General features: G+C 43.2%; 13 protein-coding genes. 11 read left to right on the forward strand and 2 right to left on the reverse strand.

Translation table 11 applies throughout. The annotated features are described in order from the left end of the window. The first annotated feature begins 114 nt into the window (after nt 1-114). The 3 genes from AC1DM9_RS10695 (at nt 115) to AC1DM9_RS10705 (ending at nt 1,766) form a co-directional block, all read left to right on the forward strand. A complete protein-coding gene (locus AC1DM9_RS10695) occupies nt 115-375 on the forward strand; it encodes a hypothetical protein (protein WP_076270117.1) in 261 nt (86 codons plus the stop codon). 135 nt (nt 376-510) lie between these two features. Then, entirely contained in the window at nt 511-711 is a 201-nt protein-coding gene (locus tag AC1DM9_RS10700) for a hypothetical protein (RefSeq protein ID WP_339208498.1), read from the forward strand. A 635-nt stretch (nt 712-1,346) separates the two neighbouring features. Continuing rightward, the gene (locus AC1DM9_RS10705) at nt 1,347-1,766 is read left to right on the forward strand and encodes a GreA/GreB family elongation factor (protein WP_076270114.1); all 420 of its coding nucleotides are present in this window, start codon (nt 1,347-1,349) and stop codon (nt 1,764-1,766) included. Between the two features lie 74 nt (nt 1,767-1,840). Here AC1DM9_RS10705 and arfA read toward each other — a convergent pair whose 3' ends face one another. Next, nucleotides 1,841-3,352, reverse strand: a complete 1,512-nt coding sequence (gene arfA / locus AC1DM9_RS10710) for an arabinosylfuranosidase ArfA (RefSeq protein ID WP_477579921.1) — start codon at nt 3,350-3,352, stop codon at nt 1,841-1,843. Nucleotides 3,353-3,511: 159 nt separating this feature from the next. Between arfA and AC1DM9_RS10715 the strand changes: the two genes are divergently transcribed. From AC1DM9_RS10715 to lacZ, 7 genes are all read left to right on the forward strand, one after another. Beyond that, the gene (locus AC1DM9_RS10715) at nt 3,512-4,414 is read left to right on the forward strand and encodes an ArsR/SmtB family transcription factor (protein WP_477579923.1); all 903 of its coding nucleotides are present in this window, start codon (nt 3,512-3,514) and stop codon (nt 4,412-4,414) included. Nucleotides 4,415-4,465: 51 nt separating this feature from the next. Next, a complete protein-coding gene (locus AC1DM9_RS10720; RefSeq protein ID WP_477512630.1) occupies nt 4,466-6,040 on the forward strand; it encodes a response regulator transcription factor in 1,575 nt (524 codons plus the stop codon). Nucleotides 6,041-6,043: 3 nt separating this feature from the next. Beyond that, a complete protein-coding gene (locus tag AC1DM9_RS10725) occupies nt 6,044-7,819 on the forward strand; it encodes a sensor histidine kinase (protein WP_477512631.1) in 1,776 nt (591 codons plus the stop codon). Nucleotides 7,820-7,993: 174 nt separating this feature from the next. Next, nucleotides 7,994-9,295, forward strand: coding sequence for an ABC transporter substrate-binding protein (locus AC1DM9_RS10730; protein WP_441882073.1), 1,302 nt, complete (start codon nt 7,994-7,996; stop codon nt 9,293-9,295). A 189-nt stretch (nt 9,296-9,484) separates the two neighbouring features. Continuing rightward, nucleotides 9,485-10,324 carry a carbohydrate ABC transporter permease gene (locus AC1DM9_RS10735; RefSeq protein ID WP_372239025.1) on the forward strand — a complete coding sequence of 280 codons (840 nt, stop codon included), beginning with the start codon at nt 9,485-9,487 and terminating at the stop codon, nt 10,322-10,324. Continuing rightward, nucleotides 10,317-11,141, forward strand: coding sequence for a carbohydrate ABC transporter permease (locus AC1DM9_RS10740; protein WP_076270107.1), 825 nt, complete (start codon nt 10,317-10,319; stop codon nt 11,139-11,141). Before AC1DM9_RS10735 ends, AC1DM9_RS10740 begins: the two co-directional genes overlap by 8 nt. A 77-nt stretch (nt 11,142-11,218) precedes the next feature. Then, nucleotides 11,219-14,251, forward strand: a complete 3,033-nt coding sequence (lacZ, locus tag AC1DM9_RS10745; protein WP_477579926.1) for a beta-galactosidase, LacZ type — start codon at nt 11,219-11,221, stop codon at nt 14,249-14,251. A gap of 82 nt (nt 14,252-14,333) precedes the next feature. On the opposite strand, the gene AC1DM9_RS10750 is transcribed toward lacZ, so the two are convergent. Then, a complete protein-coding gene (locus tag AC1DM9_RS10750; RefSeq protein WP_477579928.1) occupies nt 14,334-15,203 on the reverse strand; it encodes a helix-turn-helix transcriptional regulator in 870 nt (289 codons plus the stop codon). Between the two features lie 120 nt (nt 15,204-15,323). Between AC1DM9_RS10750 and AC1DM9_RS10755 the strand changes: the two genes are divergently transcribed. After that, nucleotides 15,324-16,427, forward strand: coding sequence for a glycoside hydrolase family 172 protein (locus AC1DM9_RS10755; RefSeq protein WP_477579930.1), 1,104 nt, complete (start codon nt 15,324-15,326; stop codon nt 16,425-16,427). Nucleotides 16,428-16,524 lie beyond the last annotated feature (97 nt).

Consider the following 16,524-nt stretch of genomic DNA (forward strand, 5'->3'; position numbering starts at 1 on the left):
GAGCGGGATTTTTGTTGTGAAATATTTTTTTTCGACTTCTTACTTCGACAACGTTTTATTATTCATGAAGCTATACTAAACAGGTGCTATTTTATTGACAGCGGAGGGTTGCTCATGACTAATTCGAATTTCAGAAAGCGGATAGTTTGGTTCATTAACAGTGAGAGCGAACGAGTGTTAAGTAATTTGAAGAGCGGGGCAGTTAATAAAGAGAATGCATTAGGAAGCTTTAACACGCTGTATCAGATCGCTTCATCAACAAGAGATACGGATACGATGGTAAGCTTGTGCGAAATGATCGACAAGGTAAGAGAATCGAATCATCGATCTGGATTATTTCATTTTACTGAGATGCGCAAAGGATCATTTTATTGACTCTATATCGTTTTCATAGGCGATTTCAAAGAAAAGAGACCGATTTCGGTCTTTTTTTGTTGATTCAATTATTTTCTGCGGGGGTAAGTATTGTTTAAGAATAATCATACAACGAAGCTGAAGGGAGCACTGAGCATGAATAAACCTACAAAAAAGCTTAATAAATTGCTTTTGATAACGATGATGAGCATCGTTGTTATTTTCACCGCTTCCGCATGCAATAATGATAAGGATGTTAATAACAATGGCAACAGCAATGTGATTGAAGACGGCGCCAATAACACCCCTGATACGACGGATGATGCCATAACAAACGATGATGCTACAACACCTTAAATACGCATTTCTATGTAAAAGTGAACAAAGAGAGAGCCTCTGAAAGAAGGCTCTCTTTGTCTTTCACTATTTTTTTGATTTTTTCTTTTTTGCTCTCGAAATATAGGATCTCTCGCTTTTATTGCGTTTATGCGAACGGTTTGATCTGTTTTCTTGTTCGCCACCTACTTGATTTTCATCAACATAGCAGTATTGATAAAGGTGTTTTTCACAAGGAACACAGTGATGACGTGTAACAACGTTTACTTGGTGAACTACCTCTACGATTTGTGGATGGAAAACATCTCTGGTAACCGTTACTGGAGGATCATATACCCGGACTGTCGGACAAAATGGTCTGCAAGACAATATTGTCAGCTCCTTTCCTAGTAGTCTTGTATACAATATGAAACTCCCTTATACAATGCTTGTGCTACTGCCTTGCGAGACAAATGAGGATAGAGAAGCGCTAGGTTAATTCAATGGTTCGATCAAAAAAAACTAGAGATTGGACTTCTGATTGAAGTCTGATAATATGGGAGCAAGGCCTCTACTCTTAGAGGCCTATATTTTTATAAGGAGGAAGCAGCAAATGATGCGAATCATCGTCCAAACCTTGCCGCTGCGCAATACGTCTTTAGGGGGTGAAGTATACTATGAACCATAGTCTTCCCTTAGATACCCTTAGAGATCAACTAAGGCTTCAGCTCGTAGTTTTGGGTGAAGAGAAGCAAGCTTTTCTTGATGCGCATGCGCCCAAACAGGAGTCAGAGCGTAAGCAAATCTATCAATTTATTACCGAATATGTACAGTTTGTCGAGAAAGAGCTGAAATCATCGGATGAGCGATTGCCATCAACCGTATTTATAGGCTGCGAGGTTACCATTTCTTATTTGGATGACGCTACCTCAGATACGTTCAAAATTGTTTATCCACATGACGCAGATCCGGAGCAGAATAACATTTCGTTCCTCTCTCCTGTCGGAAGACAGCTGCTGATGAGCCGCATAGAAGATATTATATCGGTTGAGACGCCAGCTGGAGCTATGCGCATGCGAATGCTTCATATTCAATAGAACTAGAAAAAAACCGCTGAAGCTATAGCTTCGGCGGTTTTTTAGTATGCTTTCTATCATTCTGAGAGGCAGAATTAACCTCTGTTAGTTTGAAGTCTGATCACGTTCCAAGATGCTTTGCCGAGCAACGCTTTAACGTTTCCATTATCAGCTTTGGCAGTGCCGCGGTTATGAGGTACGACGTTGCTTGGGTTCGTTTTCGTATTACTTGCTTTCAGGTCATCATGCTCCAGAACGATATGCTCGATAATGCTTACACCGCCGAAGCTGCGCACATCTACATCAAGCTCAAGTCCTTCGGATAAATGACGATTGACGGCGAAAATAGTAATTTCGCCTAGCTCCTCATTGAAAACGCTGATTGCTTCTAAATAAGGAACGTCAGTGAAATCCTTGGAATCGTATTTCGGTGATGAAATAATCGGATGAAGCACGGTTCCTCTTCCATAAATGGAAGCGTGAAGATAAGGATAATAGGTCGTTTGCAGCCATAATGGCCCGCCGGTCTCTGTCATTATTGGGGCGATGACATTAATCAGTTGAGCGATACATGCCATTTTTACGCGGTCCGCGTGTTTGAGCAGCGTAATCAGGAAACAGCCTACAGCCAGTGCATCCTCAAGTGTATACACATCCTCGAATTCAGGTGGAGCTACTTTCCAAAGCTCTTCTGCTCGGCTTGAGCCGATCGAGTTCCATACATTCCACTCATCAAGCGAGAGCATCAGCTTTTTCTTGCTCCGTTTCTTTGCCTTCATATAATCGCAAATGGCTGTTACGCTGTAAATGAACTGATCCATATCAAGCGATTTTGCCAAGAAGTTGGAGGAATCGTTTTCGTTATTGTTGTAATACGTATGAAGCGATAGGAAGTCCACTTGATCATAGGTAAGGTCAAGCACGGTTGCTTCCCACTCCGCGAAAGTGCTCATGCCGCTGGATGAGCTGCCACAAGCAACAAGCTCGATGGATGGATCGACCCAGCGCATTGCTTTGGCCGTTTCATTCGCAAGTCTTCCATATTCCACAGCAGTTTTTGCCCCGATTTGCCAAGGTCCGTCCATCTCATTCCCTAAGCACCATGTTTTAAATTTATGAGGCTCTTTATAGCCATGTGAAATGCGAAGATCGCTGTAGTAAGACCCTGATGGATGGTTACAATATTCAACAAGGTTTCTAGCCGCATCAATGCCGCGTGTTCCAAGATTTACAGCCATCATCACTTCTGAGCCGACAAGCTTCGCCCAATCTGCAAATTCGTTTGTTCCTACTTCATTCGTTTCTGTTGTCCACCATGCAAGATCAAGAAGACGTTTGCGCTCGGATTTAGGCCCGACGCCATCCTCCCAATTATAGCCGGATACAAAATTTCCTCCTGGATAACGTATAATTGGCACATTCAAAGAGCGAATGGCCTCCAATGCATCGCCGCGGAAGCCGTTTTCATCTGCGGTAGGATGGCCGGGCTCGTAAATTCCCCCATATACCGCTCTGCCTAAGTGCTCAATGAATGATCCATAGAGCCGTGGGTCGACTGCGGAAAGTGTGAAGTTTTTATCAATATGCATGGTAGATTTCATAGACATGAATAATTTTCCTCCTAGTTGAATTAATGTATTAACTAATTCATATTTGTTGATTTAATATCTAATATTTATCATAATAAATAAATACATTCAATACGATTGTTGTGAATTGCTTTAGGATTAACTAAATTACTAATTGTAAAAGCGGGTGAGTTTCACATGTATTTATCAACCGATGCAGCGTCGCTGCGTGTATACGAAGCGCTTGCGAGTGAAGTGCGCTTGCAAATTATTGATTTGCTGAACAACAAAGAGATGCATATAAAGGAGCTTGCTGCAGAGCTGTATTTGAGCAGCGCAATTGTAAGCACCCATGTCAACAAGCTGCAAAATGCCGGCCTAGTTAGTTATAGAATGCGCAGAATAAATGGAGGCACTTATAAATATTGCTCCTTGTCGACGGAGTATCTCCAAGTTAAACTGTCTAAATATGCAGAGAGTTCTAGAAAATATAAGGAAGTGTCCATGCCGGTTGGACATTATACGGATATTGAAGCTGCTCCGACCTGCGGCATTGCATCGACGGAGAAGATGATCGGGCATTATGACATGCCCACTTATTTTATGGATCCTGAGCGTGTTCAAGCAGGGATTTTATGGTTCACTAGAGGTTTTGTTGAATACAAAATTCCTAATTATTTATTTAAGGATCAGGTCGTACAGGAAATTGAAATATCATTTGAAATTGGATCAGAGGCACCCTATGTCAATGAGAATTGGCCGTCAGATATTCAATTTACTCTGAATGAGCAAAAGCTTGGCATGTGGACGAGTCCTGGCGACTTCGGCCGGATGAGAGGCCGTTATTCACCAGATTGGTGGCATTCTGACGTTAATCAGTATGGCTTATTAAAGGTGCTTCGAATAAATAAAAAAGGTTCCTTTATCGATGGTCAGCAAATTTCTGATATGACGATTGATGATGTATCATGGAATCGTTCGCAGTGGACATTCCGCATAAGGGCGGATGATACGTCGCATGGCCGCGGCGGTCTCACCCTTTATGGAAAAGGTTTCGGGAATTATGACCAAGATATTGTTATTCGCAGCTATTATGAATGATTGCCTTCTTATTTGATAGAAAAAAATGACGGGGATGGCGGAGGTTTACGAATGGAAATTTCATGTCGTGTTGTTATTGTAGATGACGAACTATTAGTCAGGCAGGGAATTAAGCATCTGTTAAATTGGGAGCAGGAGGGCTTCCAGATTGTAGGAGAGGCATCAAATGGAAAAGAGGCGCTTGAGCTGATCGAGCGCGTCGAGCCTCATATTGTGATCACTGATATCGTTATGCCAGTTATGGGCGGAGAAGAGTTAACTCGTGCAATAAAGGCAAGATATCCAGAGATTGAAGTCATCATATTGAGCAGTTATGGTGAGTTTGATTATGTGAGATCGACCTTTCAAAGCGGCGTAGTTGACTATATTTTAAAACCTAAGCTTGAAGCTATTCAGCTATTAGACACGGTGAAACGAACGGCGCAAAAAATTCCGTCTCTGAAGCTAGTGGAATCAACTAACGAGGCTTTATCCATTAAACATATTGTAGAGAAGCTAATATCCGGTTACGAGATCGATGTGGATGACCACGTCCTTGCAGAAGCATTTCCTCATAACAGCTATCGGCTGATTGGGGCAGATTTGAAGTCTCTGAACAGCATGAGCAGGGAAAGATATGATGATTCCTATTGGCTCGACAAAATGAAAGCGGTACTCAGCAGCGAATGTCCGCAGGCGGTTTATTTTGCACTGCCGGTAGAACCTAATATGGCAGCTCTACTCGTCAATATGGATCAAAGCGAGCAGCATAGCTTGGTAAGAGCAGGCAGGGAGCTTGCTGCTTGGTCGGGAGAGCGGCTGAATGAGATTGGATGGACGATCGGTGAGACATTTGATGATTTGAGGCAGCTTGGTTCGAACTACAAGAACAGTTTTCTGAAATTAAACTCCTACCGTTACTTTCTTCCGCCCTCCAATCGTTTGATCGTACATGGCGAACTTCCAAAAACCTCGGATGAAATTGATGTCTTCAACATGAATCAATTTACTGAGCATTTGAACAGACGGCAATTCGATGAAGCGTTTGGCGAGCTGCTCAATTATGTGAATAGCCGTTCAAGCCAATATAAAACCGATGTTTTCGAGTTTAAATCCTTTTTAGGCAATGTCATTTTCAATATAACGATTTTATTGGGGCGCTTAGACCCAGCGATGAAAAAGCTAGATGAAACGAAGTATGCCTATTTCAAATCCATTGGTGAATCTTCTCATCTTAACGAGGCAGCTGCGCTCTTACAAGCATTTATTAACGAAGTGAATGACGTGGTTCAGGTGAGAGGAACAGCAAGCAGCAACCCGAATATGACGCTGCTGCTGCAATTTATTCGGGAGAACTATGCTGAGCCGCTTAGTCTGACGGAGATTGCCAAACATTTTCATTTTAATCCATCGTATTTGTCTAGTTATTTCACAGCGCATAATAAAGAAGGCTTTAGTGAATATTTGAATAAAATCAGAGTGGAGAAAGCGGCTGAGCTGCTGCAGCAAGACGCAGCGTCCATTTCTGAGATTAGCGGCATGGTTGGTTACTCAGATCACAGTTATTTCACGAAAGTATTTAAGAAGCTGACAGGTCTGTCGCCTAGTCATTATAGAAAACAATACATGGGCAAGAAGAGGGATTAGGTTATGAGAGTTTTTTTGGACAAATTTAAATATCACGGCCTATTTATAAAAATGTTTACGGTTACGCTTGTCAGCATCATTGCCGTGTCGCTGCTTACCTCTACCGTCATGATACAAATGTCAGAGAAGCTGTTCATGAATACCTTCAGCATTACAAATTCCAAAATCATCAGTCAAATTAAAGCGAACTTTGAATCCTTCAACTATTCGATCGTCACCGCCTCCAATAATGTGCTGCAAAATGGTTCGATAAAAGGTTTCCTCACAAAGCCGGATAAAAACGCTATTTCGTCGGTTAGCAGTTATTATGAGGCCAGCATGCAAATGAAACGGATTCAGTCCAATGTCGCTGCATACCCCGTCACCATTACGATCACAGGGATTAATGGTAAAAACCATTCGACAGACAGCTATTATTGGCCGAGTTCCTTGGAGAAGCTAAGAAATAGCCGCTTAACCGAGAATACGCTAGTCGCGCCAAAGCGGTTAATCTATCAGTTGGATATTGAGAACATGGTTGATACGTCAGCAGAAGATCCGATTATCGTTGCATCCAGGGCACTTATGGAAAAGACGAGCGCGAAAAAATACGGCATTGTTTATTTTGCAATAAAGGAAAGTGAATTTAAACGGTTTTATTCAAGCTTCACAAGCAGAGGCAATGATGTCGTTATTTTGGATCGATCTGGTTTGGTCGTTTCGAGCAATCGTCATGAGCTTATAGGAAAACAAGAAGATGCTCTGCTCGGTTACGCCAAAGAAATTGACGAGCAAAAATTAGATTTTAAAGATGTAAGCGTAATGGGGAAAAGCAACTTGGTGCTCTCTCAATATCTGCCCGTTTATGATTTTTATCTCGTTAATTTAATCGACAAGCAAGCAGTGCTCAGCGAGATGGTTGATTTTAAGACTGTCGCGCTTATTTGCATTGCCATTGTTTTCAGTGCACTTATTATCGTATTTCTTATATCAAGAAGATTGACGAAATCGTTGACGATGCTCGCTAGACAAATGTCGCGTATTACGGCCAATCACTTCGATAATTATATTAACGTCACAGGCAGCTATGAGATTAAGCAGCTCGGAAATGCTTACAACTATATGTTGGATGAACTAAATGATTATATTAAGCAGCTGATTCAGACGCAGAAGGATCAGCGCAATGCAGAGCTTTCAGCACTGCAAATGCAAATTAATCCTCATTTTCTTTATAACACATTAGCATCCGTCAAAATATTAGTGCAGCAGGGCAACAAGGAAAAAGCAGCAGCCACGATCAATTCACTTATTTCATTATTGCAAAATACAGTAAGCAACATCAGCGAAACAATCAGCGTAGCGCAAGAGCTCGTCAATTTAAAACACTACGTTTTCATTAACCATGTTCGTTACGGCGAGCAAATTGTCGTCAATTATTTTGTTTCGAATGATTGTTATGGGTATCATTTACCGAAGCTCATCATCCAGCCATTTATTGAAAATGCCTTTTTTCACGCCTTCCAAGAGCGAAATGACGGACATATTTATGTGCTTTTCTCGCGCGAGGAAAATGCATTAGTGATTGAAGTCGTCGACAATGGGGTTGGCATGAAGGATTATGACCATGAAAATCAGGACAACAGCTCGAGCAGCGGCAGCCATTTTTTCTCTGGAATTGGCATTCGAAACGTTCAAGATCGGATCGTTTTGCTCTATGGTGAGGAATTTGGCGTTGAAATTGTGAGTGATATCGGTGAGGGAACACGGGTGAAAATTAGGATTCCGCTCAAATCCTCCTAAAAAAAATACCAATAAACAAAATAAATCACAATTACATAATAACGATTGGAAAGGTAACAATAGAATGACAAAAGCACACAAATATATTGCTAACGGGTCAATTTATCGAGTTGATATAATTAAAATCGTTAGCCGGCAAACGCTTTCAAATAAGTATCCAAGGGGTTGAATGAATTGAAAAAACTACTTGCAATTATGTTGGCCAGCTTCGTACTGCTGACCGCATGTTCTAGTAAAGAAAACAATGTTCCTAACAATGGCGGTACACCTGCTGAGGGGACGAAGGAAATTACAGTATGGGCGTGGGATAAAGCTTTTAACATCGGTGCTATGGAGCGCGCAAGCGAAGCCTACAAAGCAAAAAATCCGGATTCCACTCTAAAAGTTAACATCGTTGAAAATGCGCAAGCGGATATTATTCAAAAATTGAATGCTGGTTTAAACGCAGGTACAACAAAAAGCTTGCCAACAATCGTGTTGATTGAAGATTACCGTGCACAAAGCTTCTTGCAAGCTTACCCAGAAGCATTTTTCGAATTAACAGATTTCATTAAGCCAGGCGATTTTGCCGATTACAAAATCGGGCCAACTAGCCTAGATGGCAAGCAATACGGCGTACCATTTGATACGGGCGCTGCAGGCTTGTACGTAAGAAAAGACTACTTAGAAGAAGCAGGCTATAAGCTAGCTGACCTTCAAGATATTGACTGGAAGAAGTTTATCGAGATCGGTAAAGCTGTGAAAGCCAAAACAGGCAAAGCACTTCTTACACAAGATCCGAATGACCTTGGACTCATTCGCATGATGATCCAATCTGCTGGCTCATGGTATTTGAAGGAAGACGGTACTACACCTAACTTAGCAGGCAACGAAGCGCTTAAAGAAGCTTTTGAAACATACAAAGAAATTATGAACGCTGACATCGTGAAGGTTATTTCTGACTGGAGCCAATTTGTTGGTGGATTCAATAGCGGTGATGTAGCAACGATCCCTACCGGCAACTGGATTACAGCTTCCGTTAAGGCTGAAGCATCACAGTCCGGCAAATGGGCAGTCGTGCCATTCCCTAAACTAACGAACAACCCGAATTCCGTAAATGCTTCTAACCTTGGCGGCAGCTCATGGTATGTCATGAACGTTGACGGCAAAGAAGCAGCGGCAGAATTCTTGAAACAAACATTTGGTTCGGATGTAGATCTTTATCAGAAGCTTGTAACAGAGATTGGCGCAATCGGTACACTTAAAGCAGCAGCTGCTGGCGATGCGTACAAGCAATCGGATGAATTTTTCGGCGGACAAAAGGTCATTGAAGATTTCGCTAAATGGACAGAAAAAATTCCAAAAGTGAACTACGGCATGCACACGTACGCGATTGAAGATATTCTCGTTGTAGAAATGCAAAATTTCTTAGGCGGCAAAACAATCGATAAAGTGTTAAGCGATGCTCAAGCACAAGCAGAAACGCAAGTTAAATAAATCAGAGCATACGGCAAGTGAATAAAACCTGGGGCTTCTCCTACTCCTGATTCGCATGTTCGGCTTCCGGCAGCAGGAGCTGGAGGAGTCTAAAGGTTTTATTTTTTCCGTAAAGAAAGGGGTTAGGCTAACGTGAAAGCAGCGAGGCCTGGCGTGAGTATTCGCACGAGAGCCAACTTAACTGGATGGATGTTCGTTATACTAGCCGTCATTATGATTGCGGCGTTCTATTTCTATCCGATGATTCAAGCGCTCATTTTATCGTTTAAATCCGGTAAAGGTATGAATCTATCATTTACAGGATTTGATAACTACGTTCGGCTATTCAGCGATAAAACGTTTTTGACTGCCGTTAAAAACACATTTATTTATTTGATTATTCAAGTACCCGTTATGATTGTTTTGGCTATGTTTATTTCTGTATTACTAAATGACAGCAAGCTGAAATTTAAAGGTTTTTTCCGTACGGCAATATTTTTACCGGCCGTTACCTCACTCGTTGCTTATTCCGTTATTTTTAAATACTTGTTTGCTACAGACGGATTGGTCAATAAAATGCTGACTAATCTCCATTTGGTCTCGACACCGATTCAATGGATCACGGACCCTTTCTGGGCAAAAATAACAGTTATCATTGCAATCACATGGCGCTGGACTGGCTATAATATGATTTTCTACTTGTCCGCGCTTCAAAATATTGATCACTCGATTTATGAGGCAGCAAAAATTGATGGCGCCTCCTCTACGAGACAGTTTTTTGGCATTACGGTGCCATTGCTTAAACCGATCATATTGTTTACATCCATTACTTCAACGATCGGAACCTTGCAGCTGTTTGATGAAGTTGTCAATATTACGAAGGGTGGACCAGGTAATGCGTCGATGTCCATTTCGCAATATATTTACAATTTGTCATTCAAGTATTCGTCCGATTTCGGCTATGCTGCAACCGTGTCGTATTCCATCGTCATCATGATCATCATATTGGCATTTGTACAGTTTAAAGCGGCAGGTGATAAAAATGGATAAATTAAAACGCATTTTTGTTTATATTTTTCTAAGTGTCGCTGCGTTCGTGTCCATCTTTCCATTTCTTTGGATGATTATCAGCGCTACGAATAAGTCGGCTGACGTAACGAAGGGAAGATTGCTTCCCGGCAGCCAGCTGTTTGAAAATTTAAGTCAGTTATTTGAGACGGTAGATATTGTTCCAGCATTGTTGAACTCGGCAAAAATATCGGTCACAACAACCATATTGGCCATGGTTATTGCCTCACTCGCTGGTTATGGCTTTGAGATTTATAAGAGCAAAGCAAAGGATGTTGTATTTAACATCCTGCTGTTATCCATGATGATACCTTTTGCGGCTATCATGGTACCGTTGTATCAAATGTTTGCAGGCATATCGCAAGCTGTTCCCTTTCTCGGCATAGACACGTTGTCTGGTGTAGTCCTTCCGACCTTTACCACAGCATTTCTTATTTTCTTCTTCCGTCAGAACACGAAGATGTTTCCGCGGGAGCTGCTGGAGGCGGGCCGAATTGATGGGCTTAACGAAATCAGTCTTTTCTTCCGTATCTTCATGCCTACAATGAAAACGACCTATGCAGCGGCAGGAATTATTACGTTCATGTCGAGCTGGAACAACTACTTATGGCCGCTCATTGTATTGCAATCGCCGGAGAAGAAAACAATTCCGATGCTCATATCCAATCTAGGATCGAGCTATTCACCGGATTACGGCATTATTATGACAGCGATCGTTATATCCACGATTCCAACTGCGCTAGTGTTTTTCCTAATGCAGAAGCATTTCGTAGCAGGGATGACGGGTTCAGTAAAATAAGCATAATCAGAGTCAGGCGGGCTGCTTGTTTCACCGCAGCCCGCCTGACTTTTAAATCCATTTAAGGGGAAAATAAAATGAATGAAATGAAACCGACGATAAATTGGCTTACCGATTTAAGCGTATTTGCTGTGAACCGGCTGCCAGCACATTCTGATCATCGCTATTACGAATCAATAGAGGAAGCAGCCGCTGATGACCAAATGGCACTTCGCTATGATCTAAACGGAAGCTGGAAATTCAGCTATGCCGTGAAACCGGAGGATCGTCCAGAGCGATTCTACCAATTGGATTATGTTTGCGATAGCTGGGGAGATATTAACGTGCCGGGACATATCCAAATGCAGGGTTACGGCAAGCCGCAATATGTAAACACGATGTATCCCTGGGACGGTCATCATGATATTCGTCCACCAGCTATTCCGGAGGATCATAACCCTGTCGGCAGCTATGTTAAATATTTTAAGGTACCAGCTAATATGCAGCAAAAACCAGTCTACATTTCGTTTCAAGGTGTGGAGTCAGCGTTTTATGTATGGTTGAACGGTGAATTTGTTGGATACAGCGAGGACAGCTTTACGCCAGCGGAGTTTGATTTATCGCCTTATTTGGTGGATGGCGAAAACAAGCTTGCGGTTGAAGTTTATCAGCGCAGTACGGGCAGCTGGCTGGAAGATCAGGACTTCTGGCGTTTCTCAGGCATTTTCCGTGATGTTTATTTGTATTCCGTTCCAAGTATCCACGTCCGTGATCTATTTGTTCATGCAGATTTAAATGATGACTATACTAATGGCAGTATTCAAGCAGATATGAAACTCGAAGGACAGCAGCCATCGAGAATAAGGATGGAACTAAAGGATGCAGACGGTTTAACTGTTGTGACGGTTTCCTCTGATTCGGTCGAAGGTCCATCCTTATCCCTTTCATTGGATGCAGGTGTAGTGATCCCTTGGAGTGCAGAAAAGCCTTATTTGTATATGCTTTATATTACGGCTTATGATCAAGCAGGTCATCTCATTGAAGCGATTCCTCAAAGGGTTGGCTTCCGCAAATTTGAAATGATCAATAAAATCATGCATCTAAATGGCAAGCGTATCGTATTTAAGGGCGTTAACCGCCATGAATTCAATAGCCGCAAAGGAAGAGCGATTTCGAAGGATGATATGCTTTGGGATATTGCAACGCTCAAGCGCAACAATCTGAATGCGGTGAGGACCTCTCATTATCCGAACCAATCGTTATGGTATGAGCTATGTGATATTTATGGCGTATATGTCATCGATGAGATGAATTTGGAGACGCATGGCTCATGGCAGAAAATGGGCGCAGTTGAGCCTTCGTGGAACATCCCGGAAAACAAGCCGGAATGGCAGCCTATCGTGATGGATCGTGCGATTTCCATGGTTGAACGCGATAAGAACCATCCATCTATTCTGATTTGGTCAGTGGGCAATGAAGCTTATGCAGGCGAGGTGCTCTTGAACGTATCGAATTATTTCCGCGAGACGGACCCTAGCCGTTTAGTTCATTATGAAGGTGTATTCCATAACCGCAAATATAACGACACAAGCGACATGGAGAGCCGGATGTATGCTAAGCCCGCTGATATCGAAGAGTATTTGAACGATGACCCGCAAAAGCCATATATTAGCTGTGAATATATGCATGCCATGGGCAACTCAGTAGGCGGCATGCATAAATACACGGAGCTTGAACAAAAGTATCCGATGTATCAAGGCGGCTTCATTTGGGACTATATTGACCAGGTCATCGTGAAGAAGGACCGCTATGGTAAAGAGTTTCTTGCTTACGGCGGAGACTTCGATGATCGCGCGACGGATTATAACTTCTGTACGAATGGTATTGTTTATGCGGATCGCAAGGAATCACCGAAGATGCAGGAAGTAAAATTTCTTTATCAGAACTTGAAGCTTATTCCTGATCGCCATGGCGTGACGATTAAGAATGAGAATTTGTTCGAGGGTACGGATGCATATGATTTAGTTGTTTGCCTCCATCTTGAAGGAAAAGAAATATTCCGCAGTACATTATCCGTAGATGTGGCTGCACAAAGCGAATCATATGTGAAGCTTGAGCTTCCTGAGGCAGCGGAGCAAGGGGAATATGTACTGCATGCTGCGCTCACATTGAAAGAAGATCAATTATGGGCACAAGCGGGCTATGAGATTTCCTTCGGACAATTTGTGTTTGTAGTGGAAAATCGTGTGGAAGCCGTGCATCCGGAAGGTTCGCTTCGAGTTGTCGAAGGTGATGTTAACATTGGCATGCATGGTCGCGACTTCAGCATCATGTTCTCTAAGCAAGCAGGCACGCTCACATCGGTCAATTATGCGGGAAGAGAGATGATTGCTATCCCGCCGGCGCCTTTATTCTGGCGTGCAACAACGGATAACGATAAAGGCTTCTCGCTTGGCTTCGATTCCGGTGTATGGTTTGCGGCAAGCCTGACACGTAAATGTACTCAAGTTGAACTTACCGAGCAGTCTGGAAGTGCAACCGTTACCTTCCAGTACAAGTTGAGCATTAGTTCGGAAGTGCTTGTCACCATAGCGTATACCGTGTTCGCAGACGGCAGCTTGAACGTCAAATCCCGCTACAAAGGAGCGGAAGGGCTGCCGAAGCTGCCAATATTCGCATTATCATTCAAGGTTCCCGCAGATTATAGCCATTTGGATTGGTATGCCATGGGGCCGGAAGAGAACTACATTGACCGGGCATTTGGCGCAAAGCTTTGTGAGTTCAGCAACAATGCCGCAGACAATGTATCCGGCTATGTCGTGCCGCAAGAATCAGGTAATCGCACGGGCGTTCGCCGTGTAAATATTACGAATGATTATGGTCGCGGCATTCGAATTACAGCGCCTGCAGCGCAGCCGGTAGAATGCAATATTTCGCCTTATACAGCATTTGAGCTTGAAAGTGCCAGCCATCATTACGAGCTGCCGAACGTGCATTATACGGTAGTTACTGTAGCCGGCAGACAAATGGGTGTTGGCGGTGACGACAGCTGGGGTGCGCCAGTCCATGACGAATATCTCATTCCAGCAAATCAAGAGCTGGCGTTTGAATTCAATATTCACCGCGTATAAGTTATGTTTATGAACAAGATTATGTAAAATGAAGTGAGGCTGTCCCCAATGTAGATCATTCTACTTCAGGGGCAGCCTCTATTTATTTTTCCTGCCGGTACTTGGAAGGACTGCAGCCTTCACTCCCTTTGAATGCACGGCTGAAAGCATGAATGTTCGAATAGCCGAGCTGCTCAGCGATATCCTGCACCGGCAAATAAGTAAACTGAATCATCATTTTAGCTTTTTCTATACGGATCTGCTGATGATATTGAATCGGTGTTTTCTGAAACATGTTTTTGAACAAATGAATCAAATGGAATTTGCTTATATGGAATCGCTCAGACAGCTCATCCAGCTTGATGCAGCGGTGCACATTATGCTCGATGTATGAACGAATATCCGTAAGCAGCCCCAGCTGTCCATCACTTTTCGTTTTGCTGCCCCAATATTGCTCTCTCATGATGAGGGACAGAATCGCCAGCAAACAGCCTTTGATACGGATCTCATAAAAGGGAGGTTTCGTTTCGAATTCGCGAATCAATTCGAAGAGCGATTGTTCCAAAGGAAATGGGTCTCCAAGGCGAAAATGAGTAGGCATAAGAAACGGTGATTCGGATAGCTCATGATCACGAAACCAGCCCTTCTCCTTCGTATTCATCTGATGGATCGGTTTAAAGGAAACGCCAACATCTTGGCTGTCAGGCTGAACATACAGATCAAAATGAACATGGGGCTGGCGCACTCTCGTTCCGCCAATATTTTGAATAGCGTGTCTTTGCCCGGGCTTAAAGAAGAAGCAGTCTCCAGCCTTTCCGTGATAGTCAACATCCTCCACGGTTACGAGCATTTGACCCTCCATGAGGTATAGCAGTTCATAATCCCAAATAACACGCTCATCCATCTTCCACGTAGGCTCCAGCATACTGTCCATAGCCACCCGAATATAAGGGGACAGTTTATCGACCTGCATATCGATCACCTCAGCAATTTATGATAAACAACTTAACAATAAAAGGTAAGGGATAATCATATCTATCATTATATAATAGGCTCGATAATAAACAATAATTGATACATGAGGTGATGGACTATGCTGCAGCAGCACGGACTAGGATTTGGTTTATCCTCCGCTCCGCTCGTCACGAATGCGCGTACCCGATCCATTTCAGCAGAAAATGTGAATGGTGAGAAGGGGCAAGGCGGTAAAGAAGCGAGCAACTTGGGCATTGGAAGAAAAGGCAGGCCTGCCATAACACTGGGTCAAGGTGAAGAAGTGACGCTTGCCCATATTCAAGGGACGGGAGTAATTCAACATTTCTGGATTACTGTCGCGGACAAAACAGGCAGAGGGCATGCGGCACAATACGTGCTTCGTGATCTTATTCTGCGCATGTACTGGGATGATGAGACGAGCCCATCGGTGGACGTTCCGCTCGGTGATTTTTTCTGCAATGGCTTCGGTGTGCGAACCAACGTTCATTCCCTTCCAATTGCTGTCGTTCCGACGGGCGGCATGAACTGTTATATTCCAATGCCGTTCCGGAAATCGGCGAAAATCACGATTGTAAATCAGCATGCCGCTAACATAGATGGTTTTTTCTATACGTTTAATTACTCGCTCGTTGATGAGCTGCCCGAGAATGCAGCGTATTTTCACGCGCAGTGGCGCCGTGAGAAAGTGACGGAAATAGGCAAAGACTATACGATTCTGGATAATGTCAAAGGTGCAGGACAATATATCGGGACATACCTTGCATGGGCCGCACTCGAGCGGAACTGGTGGGGAGAAGGCGAGATCAAATTTTATATGGATGGCGATCAAGATTGGCCTACGATTTGTGGAACGGGCACGGAGGATTATGTGGGAGGCGCATGGTGTTTCAGCAATACGCGGACAAACGAACCCGAATCGTATTCCACGGCGTATTTGGGCTATAAGTTTTACAAGGAAACGACGGAGATCGACCCTTGGTATGGTCATAATGTACCCATGCACGGCATGTACCGCTGGCATCTGCCCGATCCGATTCGATTTGAAAATGATCTGCGTGTGACGATTCAGCAAATCGGTCACGACCATACGAAGCTGTTCGAACGCTCCGACGACATTTCATCCGTAGCCTATTGGTATCAGATGGAGCCGCATGCCCTATTTCCTCAGCTGCCCCCGGCTAATGAGCGATGGCCGAGGTAAGCATAAGGCAGTGAATACATTCGAGATAACAATAGAATAGAAGTCCATGATATGATAGGGTGAACGTCGTATTTTACAAAAGAAAGGAGTTATTCGA

The sequence above is a fragment of the Paenibacillus sp. 01T431 genome (assembly GCF_056398625.1).

Excerpts from the sequence above, each read along its gene's own strand:
- AC1DM9_RS10695 (WP_076270117.1), top strand. The coding sequence starts at position 115 with ATGACTAATTCGAATTTCAGAAAGCGGATAGTTTGGTTCATTAACAGT.
- AC1DM9_RS10700 (WP_339208498.1), top strand. The coding sequence starts at position 511 with ATGAATAAACCTACAAAAAAGCTTAATAAATTGCTTTTGATAACGATG.
- AC1DM9_RS10705 (WP_076270114.1), top strand. The coding sequence starts at position 1,347 with ATGAACCATAGTCTTCCCTTAGATACCCTTAGAGATCAACTAAGGCTT.
- arfA (WP_477579921.1), bottom strand. The coding sequence starts at position 3,352 with ATGTCTATGAAATCTACCATGCATATTGATAAAAACTTCACACTTTCC.
- AC1DM9_RS10715 (WP_477579923.1), top strand. The coding sequence starts at position 3,512 with ATGTATTTATCAACCGATGCAGCGTCGCTGCGTGTATACGAAGCGCTT.
- AC1DM9_RS10720 (WP_477512630.1), top strand. The coding sequence starts at position 4,466 with ATGGAAATTTCATGTCGTGTTGTTATTGTAGATGACGAACTATTAGTC.
- AC1DM9_RS10725 (WP_477512631.1), top strand. The coding sequence starts at position 6,044 with ATGAGAGTTTTTTTGGACAAATTTAAATATCACGGCCTATTTATAAAA.
- AC1DM9_RS10735 (WP_372239025.1), top strand. The coding sequence starts at position 9,485 with ATGTTCGTTATACTAGCCGTCATTATGATTGCGGCGTTCTATTTCTAT.
- AC1DM9_RS10740 (WP_076270107.1), top strand. The coding sequence starts at position 10,317 with ATGGATAAATTAAAACGCATTTTTGTTTATATTTTTCTAAGTGTCGCT.
- lacZ (WP_477579926.1), top strand. The coding sequence starts at position 11,219 with ATGAATGAAATGAAACCGACGATAAATTGGCTTACCGATTTAAGCGTA.
- AC1DM9_RS10750 (WP_477579928.1), bottom strand. The coding sequence starts at position 15,203 with ATGCAGGTCGATAAACTGTCCCCTTATATTCGGGTGGCTATGGACAGT.
- AC1DM9_RS10755 (WP_477579930.1), top strand. The coding sequence starts at position 15,324 with ATGCTGCAGCAGCACGGACTAGGATTTGGTTTATCCTCCGCTCCGCTC.